At 64.5% G+C, this 21089-nt stretch carries 20 protein-coding genes; 13 read left to right on the forward strand and 7 right to left on the reverse strand.

Annotation, left to right across the window (positions count from 1 at the left end):
• Position 1: 1 nt before the first annotated feature.
• Entirely contained in the window at positions 2-373 is a 372-nt protein-coding gene (locus tag GTZ99_RS08060; protein WP_161717804.1) for an SMR family transporter, read from the reverse strand.
• 366 nt (positions 374-739) lie between these two features.
• Here GTZ99_RS08060 and GTZ99_RS08065 point away from each other — a divergent pair, with 366 nt between their 5' ends.
• From GTZ99_RS08065 to GTZ99_RS08095, 7 genes are all read left to right on the forward strand, one after another.
• Positions 740-1153: a protocatechuate 4,5-dioxygenase subunit alpha gene (locus tag GTZ99_RS08065; protein ID WP_161717805.1), complete on the forward strand. Its 414-nt coding sequence runs from the start codon at positions 740-742 to the stop codon at positions 1151-1153.
• On the forward strand, positions 1146-1988 hold the full coding sequence (locus GTZ99_RS08070; protein ID WP_161717806.1) for a class III extradiol dioxygenase family protein: 843 nt from the start codon (positions 1146-1148) through the stop codon (positions 1986-1988). Before GTZ99_RS08065 ends, GTZ99_RS08070 begins: the two co-directional genes overlap by 8 nt.
• A 287-nt stretch (positions 1989-2275) precedes the next feature.
• A complete protein-coding gene (locus GTZ99_RS08075) occupies positions 2276-4429 on the forward strand; it encodes a PQQ-dependent dehydrogenase, methanol/ethanol family (protein WP_161717807.1) in 2154 nt (717 codons plus the stop codon).
• A gap of 147 nt (positions 4430-4576) precedes the next feature.
• Positions 4577-5449 (forward strand): amidohydrolase family protein, encoded by an 873-nt coding sequence (locus tag GTZ99_RS08080; protein WP_320076655.1) that lies wholly within the window; start codon positions 4577-4579, stop codon positions 5447-5449.
• Positions 5450-5489: 40 nt separating this feature from the next.
• Positions 5490-6272, forward strand: a complete 783-nt coding sequence (locus tag GTZ99_RS08085) for a glutathione S-transferase family protein (protein WP_227711193.1) — start codon at positions 5490-5492, stop codon at positions 6270-6272.
• Between the two features lie 304 nt (positions 6273-6576).
• Complete coding sequence (gene ligM / locus GTZ99_RS08090; protein WP_161717808.1) at positions 6577-7989, forward strand: vanillate/3-O-methylgallate O-demethylase; 1413 nt, start codon at positions 6577-6579, stop codon at positions 7987-7989.
• A gap of 376 nt (positions 7990-8365) precedes the next feature.
• The gene (locus tag GTZ99_RS08095; RefSeq protein ID WP_161717809.1) at positions 8366-9034 is read left to right on the forward strand and encodes an alpha/beta fold hydrolase; all 669 of its coding nucleotides are present in this window, start codon (positions 8366-8368) and stop codon (positions 9032-9034) included.
• A gap of 18 nt (positions 9035-9052) precedes the next feature.
• Here the strand turns inward: GTZ99_RS08095 and GTZ99_RS08100 are convergent, their stop codons facing one another.
• The 3 genes from GTZ99_RS08100 to GTZ99_RS08110 form a co-directional block, all read right to left on the reverse strand.
• Positions 9053-9388, reverse strand: a complete 336-nt coding sequence (locus GTZ99_RS08100) for a hypothetical protein (RefSeq protein ID WP_161717810.1) — start codon at positions 9386-9388, stop codon at positions 9053-9055.
• Between the two features lie 214 nt (positions 9389-9602).
• Entirely contained in the window at positions 9603-10001 is a 399-nt protein-coding gene (locus tag GTZ99_RS08105; RefSeq protein WP_161717811.1) for a VOC family protein, read from the reverse strand.
• Positions 10002-10030: 29 nt separating this feature from the next.
• Positions 10031-10933 carry an SDR family NAD(P)-dependent oxidoreductase gene (locus GTZ99_RS08110; protein WP_161717812.1) on the reverse strand — a complete coding sequence of 301 codons (903 nt, stop codon included), beginning with the start codon at positions 10931-10933 and terminating at the stop codon, positions 10031-10033.
• A gap of 188 nt (positions 10934-11121) precedes the next feature.
• Here GTZ99_RS08110 and GTZ99_RS08115 point away from each other — a divergent pair, with 188 nt between their 5' ends.
• The 5 genes from GTZ99_RS08115 (at position 11122) to GTZ99_RS08135 (ending at position 16697) form a co-directional block, all read left to right on the forward strand.
• Positions 11122-12525, forward strand: coding sequence for an MFS transporter (locus GTZ99_RS08115; RefSeq protein WP_161717813.1), 1404 nt, complete (start codon positions 11122-11124; stop codon positions 12523-12525).
• 37 nt (positions 12526-12562) lie between these two features.
• Entirely contained in the window at positions 12563-13993 is a 1431-nt protein-coding gene (locus GTZ99_RS08120) for an NAD-dependent succinate-semialdehyde dehydrogenase (RefSeq protein WP_201742438.1), read from the forward strand.
• A complete protein-coding gene (locus GTZ99_RS08125) occupies positions 13983-15194 on the forward strand; it encodes an amidohydrolase family protein (RefSeq protein ID WP_227711194.1) in 1212 nt (403 codons plus the stop codon). Before GTZ99_RS08120 ends, GTZ99_RS08125 begins: the two co-directional genes overlap by 11 nt.
• A gap of 8 nt (positions 15195-15202) precedes the next feature.
• A complete protein-coding gene (locus GTZ99_RS08130) occupies positions 15203-16057 on the forward strand; it encodes an NAD(P)H-binding protein (RefSeq protein WP_161717815.1) in 855 nt (284 codons plus the stop codon).
• 166 nt (positions 16058-16223) lie between these two features.
• A complete protein-coding gene (locus GTZ99_RS08135; RefSeq protein ID WP_161717816.1) occupies positions 16224-16697 on the forward strand; it encodes a MarR family winged helix-turn-helix transcriptional regulator in 474 nt (157 codons plus the stop codon).
• A gap of 39 nt (positions 16698-16736) precedes the next feature.
• Here GTZ99_RS08135 and GTZ99_RS08140 read toward each other — a convergent pair whose 3' ends face one another.
• Positions 16737-18485 carry an acyl-CoA dehydrogenase family protein gene (locus GTZ99_RS08140; protein ID WP_161717817.1) on the reverse strand — a complete coding sequence of 583 codons (1749 nt, stop codon included), beginning with the start codon at positions 18483-18485 and terminating at the stop codon, positions 16737-16739.
• Between the two features lie 214 nt (positions 18486-18699).
• Here GTZ99_RS08140 and GTZ99_RS08145 point away from each other — a divergent pair, with 214 nt between their 5' ends.
• Complete coding sequence (locus tag GTZ99_RS08145) at positions 18700-19137, forward strand: MarR family winged helix-turn-helix transcriptional regulator (RefSeq protein ID WP_161717818.1); 438 nt, start codon at positions 18700-18702, stop codon at positions 19135-19137.
• A 4-nt stretch (positions 19138-19141) separates the two neighbouring features.
• Here GTZ99_RS08145 and GTZ99_RS08150 read toward each other — a convergent pair whose 3' ends face one another.
• The gene (locus tag GTZ99_RS08150) at positions 19142-20278 is read right to left on the reverse strand and encodes a M14 family metallopeptidase (protein WP_161717819.1); all 1137 of its coding nucleotides are present in this window, start codon (positions 20276-20278) and stop codon (positions 19142-19144) included.
• Positions 20279-20299: 21 nt separating this feature from the next.
• Entirely contained in the window at positions 20300-20968 is a 669-nt protein-coding gene (locus GTZ99_RS08155; RefSeq protein WP_161717820.1) for a DUF4136 domain-containing protein, read from the reverse strand.
• Between the last annotated feature and the right edge of the window lie 121 nt (positions 20969-21089).

The following is a 21089-nucleotide window of genomic DNA, read 5'->3' on the forward strand; positions in this document are numbered from 1 at the left end:
GTCAGGCAATGCTCCTCGACACACAGATGCAGCCCAGCGCGATCAGTGCCGTGCCCGCCACGCGCCACGCGCTCAGGCTTTCGCCCAGCGCGACAACGCCCAGCAGCATGGTCAAGACAAAGCCAATGCCGACAAAGGGATAGGCCGCCGACAGCGGCAGGCGCGCCAGCACATAGAGCCACACCACCGCGCCCAAGCCATACAACCCCAGCCCGCCGATCACCCAGGGTGAGAGCAGATAGGCCATGACGCCCTGCGCCGCCCCCGCATCGCCCGCCACCCGCACCGAGCTCACGCCCAGTTTCAGCAGCAATTGCGCGCAGGCGGACATCGCCACGCTTGTCAGAATCAGCACCAGCAACAAGGGTTGCATCGAAAACCTCCGTGAATGTGGCCGGTATCCGGGCAAATCCGCAGGGTTGAAATGGCGTTAACCGTGGCTTTTTGGCGCTGTGCCGAAGTGGCACGGGGGCAGGGCAATCCTTACCGCAGGCGGGGCGCGGGGCAGGGCGCAGCACTATCTGATGGGGCGATGCGCAATTTTATGGGCCAGCGGGGGCAATAGCTGGCGGTCGATCGCGGCCAAATTGCGTGAAATGCAAAGAAAACCGCCGATTTCCGCCGTTTTGAGCAGTATGCCATCCATTTGATGCGGATCAATGTCGCGCCGCATTTTGTAAGCAAGACTTACGAATATCGGGCGGCACCCCAGTCGGCCCTGACAGCCATGGAGAGGCGTATGAGTTCTTCACCTGCAAAGCCGGAGCCGATCCCCGGCACCCACCTGTTCGACGGCGATGCCGCGGCCAAGGGTTTCGCGCTGAACGACATGTGTTTTTCGTTCAATGACGCGGCCAACCGTCAGGCCTTTCTGGATGACGAGGACGGGTATTGCGCCAAGTTCAACCTGACGCCCGAACAACGCAAGGCGGTGGCTGACCGCAGCGTGCTGGGCATGATCGCAGCCGGCGGCAACATCTATTATCTGGCCAAGCTGGCCGGGATTTTCGGTCTGAACGTGCAGGACGTGGGTTCGCTGCAGACCGGCGTTCCGGTGGACAAGTTCAAGGCCATGCTGCTGGCGCAGGGCCGTGGCGAAACATACGAAGCGGCGCATGCCGAAATGATGAAGGGGGAGATGGTCAATGGCTGAGATCGTAGGCGCTTATTTCACCAGTCACGTGCCCGCCATCGGTGGCGCGATCCATCGTGGCCTGCAGCAGGACCCCTATTGGAAGCCGTTTTTTGACGGTTTCCCGCCGGTGCAGGAATGGCTGGCCAAGGTGAAGCCGGATGTGGCGATCGTGTTCTACAACGACCACGGCCTGAACTTCTTTTTGGACAAGATGCCGACCTTTGCCGTGGGCGCGGCCGCGCAATATGACAATGCCGACGAAGGCTGGGGCCTGCCCCTGTTCAAGAGCTTTGAGGGCCATCTGCCGCTGAGCTGGCACATCATCGAAAGCCTGGTGGAGGATGAGTTCGACATCACCACCTGCCAGAAGATGCTGATCGACCACGCTTTGTCGATTCCCTTCGAACTGGCCTATCCCAACGCGGACAAGTGGCCGACCAAGCTGGTGCCGATCGCCATCAACACCGTGCAGCACCCGCTGCCCTCGGCCAAGCGTGTGCTGGCGCTGGGTCAGGCGGTGAACAAGGCGATCCAGAGCTGGCAGGGCGACGAGCGCATCGTGGTCATCGGTACGGGCGGGTTGTCGCACCAGCTGGACGGCGAGCGCGCTGGGTTCATCAATCAGGACTATGACAAGTTCTGCATGGACAATCTGTCGGTCGATCCCGCCGCCCTGACCAAGGACAGCGTGCATGAAATCGTGCGCCTTTCGGGCACGCAGGGCGTGGAAATTCTGAACTGGATCGGCGCGCGTGGCGCGATGGGTGAGGGCGTTGCCGCCGAAATCCACCGCAATTACCACATTCCGATCTCGAACACGGCCGCCGCCACGATGGTGCTGGAACCGGCCTGACGGCCGGCCGGGGTGCTGGAACCGGCCTGAACATACTGAAATCGGCCAGCGCCGGGGCCTCATACCCGGTGCCTGTCCAACCCGGCAAAAGGCTCCTTGCCGCGTGATCTTGCCCAGCTTTCGCAGGTGGTGCAGGATCGCGCGCAGGGGGCCTTTTCCTGTTGGGGCAAGCTGTTGTTGCCCCTTGACCCACCCCCCTCAAAAAACGTAAGCATTGCATACAAAGGCGGTGTCAGACCGTGCCCATGGCACGCGGGTGGCGCAAATCGACGCCGTGAGGAGAGGTTATGCAGGGTATCGCGAAGAATCGCTTCGGCGCGCGCGCGCCGTTTTCGGGCAAGATCCGCGCATTTGTGCTGGCTGGCATCGCGGCTGGGGCGCTGGCTGGGTGCAACCTGTTGCCCGGCGGCAGCATCACCGTCGATCAGGCCGCGATTGAGGCCGCCGCGGAAAAGGGCGACAACTGGCTTAGCCATGGCCGCACCTATGACGAACAGCGCTTCAGCCCGCTGGACAAGGTGAACACCGGCAACGTTGCGGGTCTGGGCCTGTCGTGGTTCGCCGATCTGGACACGCAGCGCGGGCAGGAAGCGACCCCGCTGGTGATCGACGGCATCATCTATACCACCACCGCCTGGTCCAAGGCCAAGGCCTATGACGCGGTCACCGGCAAGCTGATCTGGGAATTCGACCCCAAGGTGCCGGGCGAAACGGCGGTCAAGGCCTGCTGTGACGTGGTCAACCGCGGCATGGGCGCATGGGGCGACAAGCTGTTCTTTGGCACGCTGGACGGGCGCCTGATCGCGCTTGATCGCGCCACGGGCAAGCAATTGTGGTCAACCGTGACGGTGGACCAGTCCAAGCCCTATACCATCACCGGCGCGCCGCGCGTGATCGATGGTCTGGTGATCATCGGCAATGGCGGGGCGGAAATGGGCGTGCGCGGCTTTGTCGCGGCCTATGACGTCAACACCGGCAAGCAGGTGTGGAAGTTCTATACCGTCCCGGCGCAACCCGGCCAGAACAAGGAAGAACACCTGAAGCGCGCCGAGGCGACGTGGAAGGGCGAATGGTGGAAGCTGGGCGGTGGCGGCACGGTCTGGGACTCGATGGCCTATGACGCCAAGCTGGACCTGCTGTATATCGGCGTTGGCAACGGCAGCCCGTGGAATCAGGCCTATCGCTCGCCCGGTGGTGGGGACAACTTGTACCTGTCCTCGATCGTGGCGGTGCGGCCCAAGACCGGCGAATATGTCTGGCACTTCCAGGAAACGCCGGGCGAGACATGGGATTTCACCGCGACGCAGCACATCGTGCTGGCCGACATGGAGATCGGTGGCAAGCCGCGCAAGGTGCTGATGCACGCGCCCAAGAACGGCTTTTTCTATGTCATCGACCGCGAGACGGGCAAGTTCATCTCGGGCAAGAACTATGTCCCGGTGAACTGGGCCAAGGGGCTGGACCCGGTGACGGGCCGCCCGATCTTCAACCCCGATGCCCGCATTGACCAGACGGGCAAGCCGTTTGTCGTGACGCCGGGCGCGGGCGGGGCGCACAGCTGGCACCCGATGGCCTATGATCCCAAGCAAAAGCTGATGTTCATCCCGGCCCAGATCGCTGCCTTCCCCTATATCCCGATGAAGGATTTCAAGCCGGCCAAATATGGCTTTAACAACGGCATGGACTTTGCCGCGGCGGCGATGCCCGCGATTCCCGCGGTGCGCGCGGCGGCCAATGCGGCCACGCAGGGCGCGCTGATCGCGTGGGATCCGATCACGCAGTCCGAGCGCTGGCGCGTGCCCTACCCCGGCCCGTCGAACGGCGGCCTGCTGGCGACGGCCGGTGGTCTGGTGTTCCAGGGCACGGCTGCGGGCAATTTCGTCGCCTATTCGTCCAAGGACGGCAAGAAGCTGTGGTCGTTCCCGGCCCAGACCGGCATCGTTGCCGCCCCTATCACCTTTACCGCCAAGGGTGAGCAATATGTAGCCGTGATGGCCGGTTGGGGCGGTATCTGGCCGCTGGCCACCGGCGCGCTGGCGTGGAAGTCCGGCCCGGTCAAGAACGTCTCGCGCCTGTTGGTGTTCAAGATCGGCGGCACGGCCAAGCTGCCCCCCGCGACCGACCCGCATTACCCTGCGCCGCTGGCCCCGCCCGCCGTTACCGCGCCCAAGGCCGTGTCGGATGCCGGTGGTCAGCTGTTCGGCCGGTTCTGTGGCGTGTGCCATGGCGACGCGGCGGTGGGTGGCGGCGTCACGCCCGACCTGCGCCGCAGCGGCGCGCTGGCCAGCGCTGATCTGTGGAAGTCGATCGTCTATGACGGCCTGCTGAAGGACCGTGGCATGATCGCGTGGAAGGACCAGTTCACCCCCGAACAGGTCGAATCGATCCGCCATTACGTCATCGCCCGCGCCAATGAAGACAAGGCTTTGGGCGAGAAGTAAGGCGATGTGGGCGCTGGGGAGATCTCCGGCGCCCGCCTGTCGCGTTTCACGGTGGGAAACGCAGCGGGAAGGCGGCTAACGCTGTGGCCTGATGCGGCTATGGGGTGGTCTGGCCCTTTGCCCCCACCGCTTACCGGAGAATGCCCCGTGCCCATCGACCTGTCCAAGATCAAGGCCATCGACGTTCACGTCCACGCCGAAGTGTCCTGCCACGATCCCGAAGACCCGGTGATGGGCCAGTTCTTCGACGCCGCCAGCGCCTATTTCAAGGCCCCGCGTGAACGCCCCAAAATGCCCGAGATCGTCGAGATCTACCGTGAGCAGCAAATCGCCTTTTGCCTGTTCACCGTGGATTGCGAGGCGGGCATCGGCGCCAAGCGCGTGTCCAATTACGAGATCGCCGAATTCGCCGCCAAGAACGATGATGTCTGCATCCCCTTTGCCAGCATCGACCCGCACAAGGGCAAGCTGGGCGCGCGCGAGGCGCGTGACCTGATCGAGAACCACGGGGTCAAGGGGTTCAAATTCCACCACATCATGCAGAACATCGCCCCCGGTGAGCAGGTGGGTTACGCCATTTACGAGGTGATCAACCATTACAAGCTGCCCGCCATTTTCCACACTGGCCATTCGGGCATGGGCACGGGGATGCGCGGCGGCGGCGGGGTGCGGCTGAAATATGGTCAGCCGATGCTGGTGGATGATGTGGCGGTGGATTTCCCCGACATGAAGATCATCCTGGCCCATCCGTCATGGCCCTGGGTGGACGAAAGCCTGTCGATGGCGTTGCACAAGACCAATGTGTACATCGACTTGTCGGGATGGAGCCCCAAATATTTCGCGCCGCAGATCATTCAATACGCCAACACGCAGCTGAAGAAAAAGATGCTGTTCGGCAGCGACTTCCCGCTGATCCACCCGCAAAAATGGATCGATGCCGCGCTGGCTGTCGGCTTCCGCGAGGAGGTGATGCCCGGCATCCTGAAGGACAACGCCGCCCGCCTGCTGGGGCTGGCCTGACCCGGATGGCGGCGGCGCACAGGCTATAATAACGGAGAGCATGTCGATGGCCCTGAAATATTACCACGCCGAACCCGCCGCCAATTCGTTGAAATCCATGATTCCCCTGATCGAAAAGGGGCTGGATTGGCAGAGCGTCTATGTCGACCTGCACAAGTTCGAGCAGCACCAGCCGTGGTTCACCGCCATCAACCCCGAGGGCCAAGTGCCGGTGCTGGACCATGACGGCGCGATCATCACCCACACCACGGTGATCAACGAATATCTGGAAGACGCCTTTCCCGATGCCCAGCCCGAGGGCGGCCCCTTGCGCCCGCGCGATCCGGTGGGCGCGGCGCGGATGCGCTATTGGAACAAGTTCGTCGACGAGCATGTGATGAACCATGTCTCGATGCATGGCTGGCACCGGATGGTGGGCATCATCGCGCGCAACATCGAATCGGGCGATTTTGAAAAGCTGCTGGAGAGCATCCCACTGCCCGATCAGCGCAAGAAATGGGCGACCGCGCGCAGCGGCTTTTCGCAAGCGGATCTGGACAACGCCACGGCCAAGATCGAATATGCGGTCGACAAGGTTGAGGCGCAGCTGGGCCAGACCGCGTGGCTGGCGGGCGATGCCTATACGCTGGCCGACATCAATTTCTACAGCCACTGCGGCATGATGGTGGAGCGCATGTTCCCCGAAATGGAGATCGCCAAGCGGTGTCCCCGCCTGATCGAATGGCGCGACCGCATGACCGCGCGCCCGGCTGTGGCGCGCGCGTTGGCGGGGGAGGATCGCACTGCGCCGGGCCTGCGCACGTGGACGGGCCACGCGCGCTGAAGGCGCGCCGCAGGGACGGGCCACGCGCGTTAAGGCCTGCCGGCGCGCTCTACGTGCGTTAACGGATAATCACCGCGAATCAACGGGATGGCCGTTCCTTGCCATGGGGCAGGGGGCGGCCATCGCCTTTTGTCCCCGCCCCGCGTACCGCCCCGGGCCATGGTGCGCCGCACAAAATCGCTGCGCACAAAGGCAAATTTTCGCACGCGGTAAAAAAGCGCGAACGCCGCGCAGATTTTGTTTGTGTAGCTTACAAAATTTGCTATGCGGCGATCAGCAACCCAAAACGAGAGAGGATCCGATCATGGCCGCTCAGAATCTTGACCAAGTGCTGGCTGGCGCCGGCAATATCGTCGAAATGCTGCGCAACTCGCAGCTTGGCGCGTATGTGTACCCCGTCGTTGCCCCCGAGTTTTCGAACTGGCGTTCGGAACAGTGGGCGTGGCAGCATTCGGCGGTGCTGTTCGACCAGTCGCACCACATGGTGAACCTGTATATCCGTGGCAAGGACGCGCTCAAGCTGCTGTCCGACACCATGATCAACAGCCCCAAGGGCTGGGCCGTGAACAAGGCCAAGCAGTACGTGCCGACCACGCCTTATGGCCATGTCATCGGCGACGGCATCATCTTCTGGGAAGAAGAAGAATCGTTCACCTATGTCGGCCGCGCGCCCGCCAGCAACTGGCTGCGCTACCACGCCGCCACCGGTGGCTATGACGTCGAGATCGAGCTGGACGACCGTTCGCCGATGCGCCCCATGGGCAAGCCCGTCACCCGCAAGGAATGGCGCTTCCAGATCCAGGGCCCCAACGCCTGGGCCGTGATCGAGAAGCTGCATGGTGGTCCGCTGGAACAGCTCAAGTTCTTCAACATGAGCACCATGAACATTGCCGGCAAGACCGTGCGCACGCTGCGTCACGGCATGTCGGGCGCGCCGGGTCTGGAAATCTGGGGCCCCTATGCCGAGCAGGAAGAAATCCGCGCCGCCATTCTGGAAGCTGGCAAGGAATTCGGCCTGATCGCTTGCGGCAGCCGCGCCTATCCGTCGAACACGCTGGAATCGGGCTGGATCCCCTCGCCGCTGCCCGCCATCTACACCGGCGAAAAGCTCAAGGGCTTCCGCGAATGGCTGGGTGCTGACTCGTATGAAGCCACCGGTTCGATCGGCGGTTCGTTCGTGTCGGACAACATCGAAGACTATTACCTGAACCCGTGGGAACTGGGTTATGGCAACTTCGTCAAGTTCGACCATGACTTCCACGGCCGTGAAGCCCTGGAAGCTCTGAACCCGGCCGAACAGCGCAAGAAGGTCACGCTGGCCTGGCATCCCGAGGACATGGCCAAGATCATGGCCAGCATGTTCAACCCGGACGGCGAAGCCTACAAGTTCTTCGACGTGCCGCTGGCCAACTATGCCTCGTCGAACTATGACCGCGTGATTGGTCCCGATGGCCAAACCGTTGGTTTGTCGATGTTTACCGGCTTCTCGTACAACGAAAAGCAGGCGCTGAGCCTCGCCACCATCGACCCCTCGATCCCCGTGGGCAGCGAAGTGCGCGTGGTGTGGGGCGAAGAAAATGGTGGCACCCGCAAGACCACCGTCGAGCCGCACAAGCAGCTGGAAGTCCGCGCGATCGTTTCGTCGGTGCCTTACAGCCGCGTGGCCCGCGAAAACTATGTCGACAGCTGGCGTACGCGCGGCCTGACCGAGGCGTAATTCAGTCTAACAGACTGATTGTTTGAACATTCTAACCGGCCCGAATGGTGCATTTGCGCCGTTCGGGCCATCATATGGCGCCCACTCCTTTTTGGGCGCCCAGCTTATCCCGCACGCCGGACAAGCGCATTATCCCTCCCCGGGGAGCGTTCCGTGGTCCGGTATTCCTTGGGCGGAAGGCAGCCATCGGGCCGCCTTCCGCCCTTTTTCTGTCTGCTGGCGGCGCGTGTCAGGCCTGCGTGTCACCCTGCGAAACGTGGGGGAATGGCGCTTGGCGGATCGCGCGAAATTGCTATCATTGACGACAATAAGGTTGGGGTTAGCTGACCATAACGCGCCTGCGGGCAAGGCCTCGCGCGCAAGCTAAGGGATGAGCATGGCTGACTACGTTCTGGTGCATGGGGCTTGGGACAGCGCGCGGCGGTATGAACAGCTGGCGGGCGACCTGCGCGCGGCGGGCCATGGCGTGGCGGTGGTGCATCTGGCGGGGCTGGGCAGTCGCAAGGGGGAACTGCATGGTGGCATCACGTTGAGCGACCATGCCGACGATGTCTGCGCCGCGGTGGAGGCGGCCGGGTTCGACCGCTTTGTGCTGGTGGGGCATTCCTATGGCGGGATGGTGATCACCATGGTGGCGACGCGGCTGGGTGGGCAGATTGACGCGCTGGTCTATCTGGATGCGTTCCTGCCGGGGGATGGGCAATCGCTGTGGGACATCACCGGCCCGTTTGAGCATGCCCATTACATCGATTCGCAAAAATTCACGCCCGGTCTGGTCGCGCCGATCATGGGGACCGATCCGGGGCGTCCGCGCCATCCGCTGTTGACGCTGACCGAAGCTGTGCGCTTCACCGGCGAGGAGGCCAGGGTCGGCCGCCGCGTCTATGTCTGGGCAACGGGCTGGTCGCCTTCGCCCTTTGGCAAGTTTGCCGATGTTGCGCGCCACGACCCCGCCTGGGAATACCACGAGGTCGCCACCAGCCATTATGTGATGAATGATCAGCCAGAGGCGACGCTGGCCATTCTGCTGGGTTGCGCCGCATAGGCACGGCGCGCTTTGCGGCTAGGCGGCCAGCGGGGCCTCGCACAGGGTATGTAATGCGCGGTCCAGTGCCTGATGCGCCTTGGGTGTCAGGTGGAATTGCTGCTGGCCATGCGCGTTGATGCTGGCGCTCACCACGCCTTCCTCGTGCAGCACGTTCAGCCAGCGGGCCGTTGTGATCAGGGGATAGCCCAAGGACTGGCTGATGCACTGGGCGGTCTGGCCGCACACTTCGGATTTGAGAAACAGCAGTACGTCCCAAGTCCGCGAGCCCGCGATGGTGCTGCCCAATTGCCGGTTGAGCACCTGAAAGACATGCATCATGCGTCTGGCATAATCGATTGTTTCACGGTTCATGATCCAACCTCTCCCATTTGCAGGACCGATGCTGACACCGTGGCATGTGCGATGAAATGCAATGCCAATTCGGTGCCGCCCGACCTTGGCATACAGTGTATGCCAAAGTGGCTGGAGTGCAACGCGACTTTGGTGGGGGCGTCCCAAAGGGAAGGAATCACGACGAAAGCATGGGGGAAACCACCCCGTTCGCGCCCGATTTCGCACAAGGGGATCAATCACCCCAAAAGTTGATCTCGAACAATACGCCATTGGGGTCCAGCGTGAAGATCTGGCGCAGGCCAATCGCGGTCACGGCGTTGCGCTGATAGTCCAGACCCAGCCTGTCGAGTCGCGCCAGCATCTCGTCATGGCCCTCGCACGAGAGGGCGACATGGTGAATCGCCCCGGTCGGGCCGGTGCTGACGGCGCGGTCATAGGTGCGCGGGCAATCGGTGTGGTTGACATGGATGATGGCGCGCCCGGCATCGTCATACATCCATTGCGCGTTTTGCGGGGTCAGCGGCGGGGGCGCGTCGCGGCGTTCCAATCCAAACACATCGGCGTAAAAGCGTGACGTGCCGTCCAGATCGGCGGTGATGACATTGACATGATCCAGCGCTGCGACGCGCATAAGGCCCCTCCTTGTGCTATGGGCGCGGGTCAGGTGGCCGAACGGGCCGCCGCGCGGGCTTCCCTATAGCGGTCGCGGCGGAACTTCTCAAAGCCAAGCCGCGCATCAAACCCCGGATCGGCCGGGTATTCGCGGAAATCTGCCATATATTCGTCAAACAATTCGGCGATTTCGTCGCGGAATTCGGGGTGGCTGAAGATATAGCAGCGGTTCTCGCGCATCCCGTCCAGCACGCGCTGCGCAATGACGTCAGGTTCCATGCCCGATTGGTGTGCCCCGGCCAGGCGCTGGATGTTCTCGTGGTCCACAGGCTTTGCGCCGTCCATCAGGCTGGCGGGGCGCACATCGTCGCTGGCATAGATATAGCTTTTGACCAGGCCGGGGCACAGGATCGACACGCCGATCCCATGTTTGGCAAGGCTGTAGCGCAGCGATTCCGACATGCCGCGCACCGCGAATTTGGTGGTGTTGTAGATCCCCGGCGATCCGGCCGCCAACCAGCCCGCCATGCTGGCCGTATTGACGATATAGCCGCCCTGACCATGGGCGATCATGCGCGGGACAAAGGTCATCACGCCATTGATCGGGCCCTGCAGGTTGACGCCCATCACCCAGTCCCAGTCGGACCAGCTGCTGTCCTCGATCGATTGGAACAGGTTGATGCCCGCGTTGTTGAACAACAGCGTCACCGGGCCGAATTGCGCCTCGACCGCATCGGCGGCCGCTGCCATGCCTTCGCGGCTGGAGACATCCACCTGCACGCCCATCACCATCTGATTGTCCAGCGCCTTGAGCGCGGTATCGATGGACTCCTGACGGATATCGGCAATCGCCACCTTGCACCCCTGTGCCAGCAGGGCGCGCGCGATGCCCAGTCCCACACCATTGGCGCCGCCGGTGACAAAGGCCGTGCGGCCGGCAAAATCGATCATGCGTCCTCTCCTGTTCTATCGCGCGGCGGCTGTGGCCCGGCTGCTTGTGCTCGCGCCTTTTGTGCGCGGGACAGGCGATTGGGGCTGGACAAGCCGCTGCAAAAGCTATTGTATCTAACACATACAAAGTTGGCCCTGTAAAGGGGCGATCAGGAAAGCCCCGCAAAGGGGATTTGTGGAGAGATGCGATGGCGACGGCAATCCCGGGCGACAGTCCGGACATGGTGGCGGAACTCGCCCATGAAATCCCGGCGGACGAGGCCGCAAAGCACCACCTGAACATTGCCACCCCCGACCAGCCGTGGCCCAGTGCGGGCGCGGCGTGGTACGCGTTGGCGGTCATCATCTTTGCCACCTTCCTCAACTTTTTCGATTCGTCCGCGTTCGGCCTGCTGATCGAACTGATCAAGGCCGAGTATGGGCTGTCGGACAGCGCCATCGGCCTGTTGCAGGGGCCGGTGAATGTGGTGTTCTACATGGTGGTGATGCTGCCGCTTTCGCGCATGTCGGACGTCTATCCGCGCAAATATGTGCTGGCGGTTGGCGCGCTGTTGATCGCGTTCCTGAATGCGGCGGGTGGTTTTGCCATGACGTTCATGGCTCTGGCCTTTACCCGCATGCTGGTGGGGGCGGGCGGCGGTGCGCATGCGCCCGGTGCCTATTCGATGCTGGCCGATTACTTCCCCCCGGCCAAACGGCGCTGGCCTTTTGCCATTCTGCAACTGGGCTATATCGGCGGGCATACGATCGGGCTGGTGATTGCCGGCTGGATGCTGGCCTATGCCTTGACGCTGCCGCAGACGAGCTTGGGCTCGTTCACCTTCCACAGCTGGAAATATGTGCTGATGATGCTGGCGTTGCCGGGCATTCTGGCCTTTGCCCTGTTGCTGTTGATGAAGGAGCCGCCGCGCCGGGGCGGGGTGGTCGCTGGCAAGCCGATGCCCGTGCGCCAGGTGCTGGACGAGATGTGGCGCCGCCGCGCGGTCTATGGGCCGTTGTTCATCGCGCTGGGTCTGTCGACGGCCTATGCCATGGCGATGCCGGCATGGATGATCCCGTTTTACAAGCGCACCTTTGGCTGGGACGAGGTGATGATCGCCCGGACGGTGCCGATGTTCGGTCTGGCCGGGCAATTGCTGGGGCTGTTTGCCGGGCCGTTCCTGATCAAGGCGCTGGCCAGGCGCTATCGCGATGCCAATATCCGCACGGTGGTGATCTGCATGCTGATCGCCTGCCCGCTGGGGATTGCCGCCCCGCTGATGCCTTCGCCTTGGCTGACGCTGGCCTGTACCACCGTGGTGGGCATGATGGGCATCATGGGTGCCGTGCCGCAAAACCTGATCATTCAGGAAATCACCCCCAACCAGATGCGCGGTCAGGTGACGGGGCTGTATCTGATGATGTTCACGGCTGTTGGCGCGGTGGGGCCGTTCATGACGGGCATCCTGACCGATGGGCTGACCCACAATGTCGCCTATTCCCTGGCGCTGTTGGCCGCGATCCTCTCGCCGCTGGCCGTGTTCACCATGAGCCGCGCGGTCAAACCCTATGGCGCGGCGCTGGACATGCTGGAAGCCGACGCCAAGGGGTAAGCTGGGCGCGAATACCTGTTTTGCATATCAAGGATGTATGATGAGCTATCCCGATCTGTACATGGTCATCAATGGTGAACGTGTGGCCACTGGCCAGCGCCGCACCCATGCCGTGCTGAACCCGGCCACGGGCGCGGTGATCGGCCAGTTGCCGCTGGCTGATGCGGCTGATCTGGACCGCGCGCTGGCCGTGGCGGCCGAAGGCTTTGCCATCTGGCGCAAGTCCAGCGCGCAGCAACGCGCCGCCGTGCTGTCGGGGGCGGCCGCATTGCTGGTGCAGCGTCAAGACGAGATCGCCCGCAATGCCGTGCTGGAGGAGGGCAAGACCCTGCCCGAGGCCAAGATCGAGGTGATGATGGCGGCGGGCCTTTTCAGCTTTTACGCGGGCGAGGTGACTCGCCTCTATGGCCGCACGCTGGTCCGCCCCGAAGGCATGCGTTCGACCGTCACCTATGAGCCGGTGGGGCCGGTGGCGGCCTTTGCGCCGTGGAATTTCCCGATCGGCAATCCGGGGCGCAAGCTGGGCGCGCCGGTGGCCGCCGGGTGCAGCGTTATCATGAAGCCGGCCGAGGAAGCGCCCGCCTCGGCGCTGGCGGTGTTGCAGGCCCTGCTGGACGCTGGCCTGCCGCCGCAGGTGGCGCAGATCGTCTTTGGCGTGCCGGACGAGGTGTCGCGCCACCTGCTGGCCAGCCCGGTGATCCGCAAGCTGTCCTTCACCGGATCGACCGTGGTGGGCAAGCATCTGGCCAAACTGGCGGCGGAAAACTGCATTCGCACGACGATGGAACTGGGCGGGCATGGGCCGGTGCTGGTCTTTGCCGATGCCGATATCGAGCGGGTGCTGGATGTGGCGGTGCCGCACAAATACCGCAACACCGGGCAGGTCTGCGTCAGCCCCACGCGCTTTATTGTCGAGGGTAGCGTGTTCGAACGCTTCCGCGCCGGTTTCGTCGCCCGCGCCGCCGCGCTGCGGGTGGGGGATGGCATGGACCCGGCCTCGCAGGTCGGCCCGATGGCCAATCCGCGCCGCCCCGATGCCATCGACGCCCTGATCCACGAGGCGGTGGCCGATGGCGCCTCGCTGGATCTGGGGGGGAGCCGGATCGGCAATCAGGGCTTTTTCTATGCGCCCAGCGTGTTGTCGAATATCCCCACCGCATCGCGCATCATGAACGAGGAGCCGTTTGGCCCCATCGCCCTGATCAACAGTTACGCCGATGAGGCCGCGATGATCGCCGAGGCGAATCGGTTGCCCTATGGTTTGGCGGCCTATGCCTGGACGCAGGACGCCGCCCGGCAAAAGCGGCTGGCCCGCGAACTGGAGGCCGGGATGGTGGGCATCAACACGGTCGCCATTGGCGGGGCGGATTCGCCCTTTGGCGGGGTAAAGTGGTCGGGCCACGGGGCCGAAGACGGACCAGAGGGGCTGCATGCCTGTCTGGTGACCAAGGCTGTGCATGAAGGATAAGGGTTGGGATCGGCGGCAGGTGAATGCCGGGCTGGGCGCGGGGCTGATGGCCTTGGGCGCGCCGGGCATGGCCGCGCCGGTCGCCAGCGCCGCAGGAGAGGGACGCAAGACTATGACAGACCATCCGTTGAACACCGGTGGCGACCGGGGCTATCTGCGCATCGCCACCGAGGAAGCCTTTGCCACGCGCGAGCAGGTGGACATCTATCTGCGCATGATCAAGGACGGCACCGCCGACAAGGGCATGGTGTCGCTGTGGGGCTTTTACGCCAAATCCCCCAGCGAGCGCGCCATGACGATCATGGACCGCCTGCTGGATCTGGGCGAACGGCGCATTGCCGACATGGACCGCACCGGCATTGATGTCGGCATTCTGGCGCTGACCAGCCCCGGCGTACAGCCGATGCTGGACGTGGCCGAGGCGCGCGGCGTGGCGCAGCGCGCCAATGACTATCTGGCCGAGCGGTGCCATGCCCATCCCACCCGCTTTGTCGGCATGACCGCCGTTGCTCCGCAGGACCCGGAATGGTCGGCGCGCGAAATCATCCGTGGCGCCAAGGAGTTGGGCTTCAAGGGGTGTCAGATCAACAGCCACACGCAGGGCCATTATCTGGACGAGCCGCAGTTCGATCCGATCATCCGCGCGCTGGTCGAGGTGGATCAGCCGCTCTACATCCATCCCTCGACCCTGCCCGACAGCATGATCGCCCCGCTGGTCGAGGCGGGACTGGATGGCGCGATCTTTGGCTTTGGCGTGGAGACGGGGATGCACCTGCTGCGCCTGATCACCACCGGCATCTTTGACCGCTATCCCACCTTGCAGATCATGGTCGGCCATATGGGTGAGGCATTGCCGTACTGGCTGTACCGTCTGGATTACATGCATCAGGCGGGCGTGCGGTCCAAGCGGTATGAACGCCTGAAGCCGCTGAAAAAGACCATCGCCGAATATATGCGCTCCAACGTGCTGGTGACCAACAGCGGCGTGGCGTGGGAACCGGCGATCAAGTTCTGTCAGCAGGTCGTGGGTGAGGACCGGGTGATGTACGCCATGGACTATCCCTATGAGTATGAGGCCTATGAGGTGCAGGCCATGGACAACATGGACATGACCCCCGCGCTGAAGAAAAAGTTCTTCCAGTCGAACGCCGAGCGCTGGTTCAAGCTGGACCCGGCGCAATATACCCCCAAGGTTAAGTGAGGGACGCCATGACCGTTTATGCCATTGCCGGGGCGACCGGCCAATTGGGCCGCAAGGCGCTGGATGATCTGTTGACCCGTGTGGACCCGACCGATGTCGTGGCGCTGGCCCGCGACCCGGCCAAGCTGGTCGACTATGCCGAGCAGGGCGTGGCGGTGCGGCTGGCCGATTATGATGCGCCCGCAACGCTGACCGCCGCGCTGGCCGGGGTGGACAACCTGTTGCTGATTTCGGGCAATGCGGTGGGCGCGCGCGTGGCGCAGCATGGCGCGGTGATCGACGCGGCCAAGGCGGCGGGCGTGTCCTTTATCGCCTATACCAGCATCCTGCACGCCGATGAGAGCCCGATCGGGCTGGCGCAGGAACACCGCGACACCGAGGCGCTGATTGTCGCCAGCGGCATCCCCCATGCCTTGTTGCGCAATACGTGGTACATGGAAAATTACACCGGATCGCTGGCGCCCGCGCTGCAATTCGGGGTGATTTCGGGGGCGGCGGGTGATGGCCGGATTGCCGCTGCCACCCGCGCCGATCTGGGCGCGGCGGCTGCCGCCGTGCTGGCCGATGGGATCACCGGCGTGCATGAGCTGGCGGGCGACAGCGCCTTTACCATGGGTGATTTCGCCGCAGAGGTCGCCGCGCAATCGGGCAAGCCGGTCGCCTATGTCAACATGACGCAGGCGGACTATCAGGCCCAGCTCGAAGGCGTGGGCCTGCCCGGCTTCATCGCCGCAATGGTGGCCGACAGCTCGTTCCAGACCAGCACGGGCGCGCTGTTTGATGACAGCGGCGCGTTGTCGGCGCTGATCGGGCGGCCCACCGCCACCTACCAACAGGCGATCGCTGCCGCTTTGGCGGTGTGATGGGGCGCCAAACCGCCAAAACCGCCCCGCAGTGGGCGCGATAATGGGGGCAGGGGGCTTGCGCGGGCAGGCCCCCTTCTTCATGGAAGGGGCCACACGGCAGCGGTGACAGGGGATTTCACCGCATGACAGCGCCGCAAAAGCATAGGCAGGGCACAGCACGGCAATGGCACGGGCGAAGGAAAGTCTGACGATCACCACGCCTCCGGGCGAGGATGCGGGCGACATTGGCGAGATCCGCGATATCGTCGGGTTCCACCTGCGTCTGGCGCATGGGGCGGTGTACCGCCACTTTACCGAGACATTCGTCGATCTGGGCCTGACGCAGAAACAGGTGTCGGTGCTGTGGCTGGTGGGCGATCACCCCGGCATTGCCCAGACCGGGCTGGCGCAGCGAATGCGGATGGACCGGGCCACCACCATGGCGATCATCAACCGGCTGGAGGCGCGCAGCCTGCTGGAGCGGGGCAAATCGGAAACCGATGGCCGCAAGCAAAGCCTGAACCTGACCGATGATGGCCGCGCCATGCTGGCCACCGCCAAGGAGGCGATCCGCGCGCATGAGGAGTGGCTGAAGTCACGCTATACCGCGCGTGAGGTGCAGCTGCTGATCGAGCTGTTGACCCGTCTGCACGAGTGAGGGCGGCGGGGGACGTGCGCCCCCGCGCCGATTAACCCGCTACCCGGCGCACAGGGTGTCAAACCCGGTGATGCGGTCCGCCCCGGCCAGTGCCTGATGCGCGGCCAGCGTGGCGCGCGGGGCGATATCGCTCAGGGCAAAACGCCCCGCCGCCGCCAGACGCCGCGCGATGGGATCGGCGTCGGCCGCCTGTCCCGCCGCCATCAGGCGCGCCGCGATCCAGCCAGACGCCACAATGCCCGCCAGATTGAGGAAGGCGGTCGCCCCGCTTTCGATGTCGCGCTGATCCTGATCGGCGGCGGCCAATTGGCGGGCGGTGGTTTCAAACGTGTCCAGCGCCTGAGCCAGCGCATCGGCCTGCGCCCATGCGCCCGCCACGCCCAGCGCTTCGGCGTCGGCGCGGGCATGGCGCAGGAATACCTCCAGCCCGGCTGCGCCCGGCGCGCGCAACCGGCGCAGCGTCAGGTCCTGTGCCTGCATGCCGGTGGTGCCTTCGAACACGGTCAGCACGCGCGCATCGCGCAACCCCTGCTCCACCGGCCATTCGCGGGTGTAACCGGCTCCGCCCAACACCTGAATCGCGTCCGATGCCACGCCAAAGCCGACCTCGCCGCCCAGCGTCTTGATGATCGGCAACAGCCAGCCCGCCAGCGCGTCACAGCGCGCCTTTTCGTCCGCGTCCGTGGTGGTGCGGGCGATGTCGGCGGCGTTGGCCGTGGCAAACACCATGCCGCGCAGCGTTTCCACCCGCGCCGCCATGGACAGCACCTGCAATTGCACATCGGCGTGGTCATTGATTGCCACAGGCTGCGGGCCATTGCCGCCCTGACGGCGATCGGCGGCATAGGCGTGGGCGATGTCGGCGCATTTCGACCCGATCGCCAGCCCCATCACGCCGGTGGCCAGACGCATGTTGGTGATCATCACAAACAGTTGCGGCAGGCCGCGCCCGACCTCGCCCAGCAGATAGCCGGTCGCGCCCTCGAACCCCATGACGCAGGTGGGCGAGGCGTGCAGGCCCAGCTTTTCCTCGATGCGGCGCACGACGATGGGTTGGCGTGTGCCGTCGATTTCGGAGGGGACCAGGAACAGGCTGATCGGGTCCTTGGGGCTGGGCGCCTGCCCTTCGGGCGCGGTTTTGGCCAGCAGGAAATGGGCGATGCGCGGCGTCACGTCCTGATCGCCAAAGCTGATCCAGCACTTTTCGCCGGTGATCGACCAGGTGCCATCAGCGTTGCGGGTCCCCCGCGTGCGCAGGCGGCGCACATCCGATCCCGCGTCGGGCTCGGAAATGCAGATGGTGGCGCCGGTCGTGCCCTCGATCAGGCTGGGCAGCCATGCCGCCTTGGTCGCCTCGTCGCCAAAGGCGTGCAGCAGGCGGGTGCCGGCGCGGCTGGGGACGGGCATCATGCCAAAGGCCGGGCAGTGCCGGTCCATCATCTCCTGCACCGCATTGGCCAGCGCGGTCGGCAGGCCCATGCCGCCAATCTCGGGCGAGGCGTCCAGCATTAGCCAGCCCTGTTCGCGGAAGGCTTCCCATGCGGATTTGTGCTCCGCCACCGTCAGCACGCGGCCATCAACAAGACGGCAACCGGCAACATCGGCCGCCGCGTTCAGCGGGGCCAGATGTTCCGCCCCAAAGCGCCCGGCGGAATTCAACACTTCGGCCACCATGTCATCGGTGGCTTGGGCAAAGGTGTCGCTGGCGGCGCGTACCTGGTCCCAGCCGGGGCTGAGCGTCAAATGGCGGGCGATGACCGAATCGATGGCGACCGGGGTGACTTCCATGGGCGCGCTCTCCCTTGATGGCGCAGGATGGTTTGCGGCTCGGCGCGTGGCTCGCGGGCCGGTGCATTGCTATGTGGCATAGCAGTAACCGCGACCCCGGCCAACCGTAAACACGCCTTGCCCCTGACACAAATGTGCAAATTTTGCGTCCCATCTTGCGAAAAGCGCCGATGCGCTCTTGCGCTTGGCGGCCTGACACCGCAGGGTTTTGGCCATGAGTGATCCTTTGGCCAGTCTTCCCGGTTATGTCCTGCGGCGCGCGTCTTCGGCGGCGCTGGCGGGGCTGAACCGCCGCCTTGCGCCCTATGGCCTGCGCCATGCCGATGTCAGCCTGTTGCTGATCGTGCGCGACCGCCCCGGTATTACGCAAAGCGAGGCGGGGCGGATGCTGGATATCCAGCGCGCCAACATGGTGCCGATCGTCGCCCGGCTGGAGGCCAAGGGGCTGCTGGACCGTCGCCGCGCCGATGGGCGGTCACAGGGGCTGTACCTGTCCGAGGATGGCGAGGGGCAGGCAGCCGCCCTGCGCCGCGACATCGACGCCTATGAAACAGCCCTGATCGCCCGCCTGCCAGAAGCCTTGCGCGAACATGCCCTGCCGGTGCTGACGGCCCTGTGGCAGGCCGCCGACGCCGAGCCGGAGCAGGGCTGAAAGCTCAGCCCCGCGCGCGCAGCCATTCGCACAGCGCCGCCATGCAGTCGCGACCCAGTTGCGCGGACCGTTCCGCGCTCCACCCCTGATCGGGGCAGGGCAGGGGATCGTGGTCCTTGAACGGCATTTCCAGCGTCATCGCCACCGCGCCATAGCGTTGGGCGATCTGGTTGGTGGCCATGGTCAGGTTTGCCTTGCCCGGCCCCGCCACCGGATAGCCCAGCTCGGTCTGGAAATCGGGCGTGCGGCGGCGCAAGGTTTCGATGTAATCGGCATAGCCCTCGGCTTGCCCCGCGCGCAGGTCGGGGATGCCGTCGAAGCCGGCCATGAACACGGCGGCAATCGCCTCGTCGCCGTGGACGTCCATGCAGAAATCGACGCCGGTTTCATCCATGGCGTTGCGGATGGCCAGAACTTCGGGGCTGCGTTCTGGCGTGGGGTCATGCCATTCGCGGTTCAGGTTTACCCCCGCCGCATTGGTGCGCAGATGGCCGCGCGCCGATCCATCGGGATTGGCGTTGGGGACGATGTGGAACCGGCAATGTTGGCGCAAATGGCGCCCATGCGGGTTGGCCGGATCGGTCAGCGCGTCGATGGCGCCCTCCATCCACCATTGCGCCATGGTCTCGCCCGGATGCTGGCGGGCCTGCAGCCACACCTGATAGGTGCCATCGCCCAGCGTCAGGCAATCGATCGGCTGCCCATCCAGTGTTGTGCCCAAACAGCGATAGGTGACGCCCGGCAGGGCGGCGGTCTGGCCGATCAGATCGTGGTGCCGCTCCATGGAATAGGGCGCGAAATAGGCCACCCAGGCAAAGTCACCATCGGGCGTGTGGGTGATGGTCAGCGTGCCGTTGTCCTCACCGGCATCCCATGTGGTGTCGGCCCGCCCCCAGTAATCACGGTCATGCGAGACAGCGGCGCGGTAGTTGGTCCATCCCCCCGGATAGGCAGATCCATTCAGCCCGGTGATCTTGAGCGTGAGCGTCCGCCCACCCGCGCCCGACACGCGAAAATGGAACCATTGGTAGAACGCGCTGTCGTGATCGGGGCGGATCGCCAGACGGGCGCTGGCCCCATCGACCGACAGGACGGTGATATTGCCCGCATCAAAGGCGGAATGGATCTGGATGTCTTGCATGTCGAGCCTATGAAAAATGGATCAGGGAACGCGGACGGTCTGGCCCGATATGCCGGGAAAGCCGCCAAACAGCGCACCCGCCAGTCGCGGGGCGGCCATCGCGGTCTGCGCCATGGGGGCCGAGGCGGCCAGCGTCAGACTGGCGCGGCCCTCCCACAGCACGCGGCCCGATGCGGCATCGCGGATCACCACCGCCAGATCGGTGGCCACCTGCGCGCCTGATGGCGGCCCGCCCAGCCGGATCGCCACGCCCATGCCCGTGCTGGACCCATACGACCCGACCGAGGCATTGCCCCCCACCGTCACGCGTGGATTGGTGCGATTGTCGCCGATGGTTTGGCGGATCACCCGCACCTGCGCGATCTGGCCCGATGAGGGGCGTGGCGCGTCCAGCGCCGGATCGCCCAATTGCGCGTCATAGCCCAGCCGCGCCAGTTCGCGCCGGACGGCATCGTGCCAACTGGCGCGCTCGGCATCGCTCAGCGGGGCCGGGGCCGGCAGGCTGGTGCCTGCGGGCGCTGCCACAACGGTGATTGCGCCACGGCCCAGCACGCCCGCTTCGGCCGCGTGAAAGCGCGATACCTCGACCGGCGGGGTGGGGACCATGCAGCCGCCCAGCGCCAGCAATCCCATCACCATGCCAGCCCAAACGGCCCGGCGGCCAACTTGCGATTCCCGTGTCAGTTTCATGCATGGTGGAGTGCGCCCGCAAGCCCGGCGATGCAAGTCCCCCATCGCCTGTGTCCTCTAGCGCGCAATGCTGCATCCGCGCAATTTTTCATAGAATCGCCAGAAAGCCGTGATATGTCCC

The organism is Novosphingobium ovatum (assembly GCF_009909235.1).
Lineage (GTDB): Bacteria > Pseudomonadota > Alphaproteobacteria > Sphingomonadales > Sphingomonadaceae > Novosphingobium > Novosphingobium ovatum.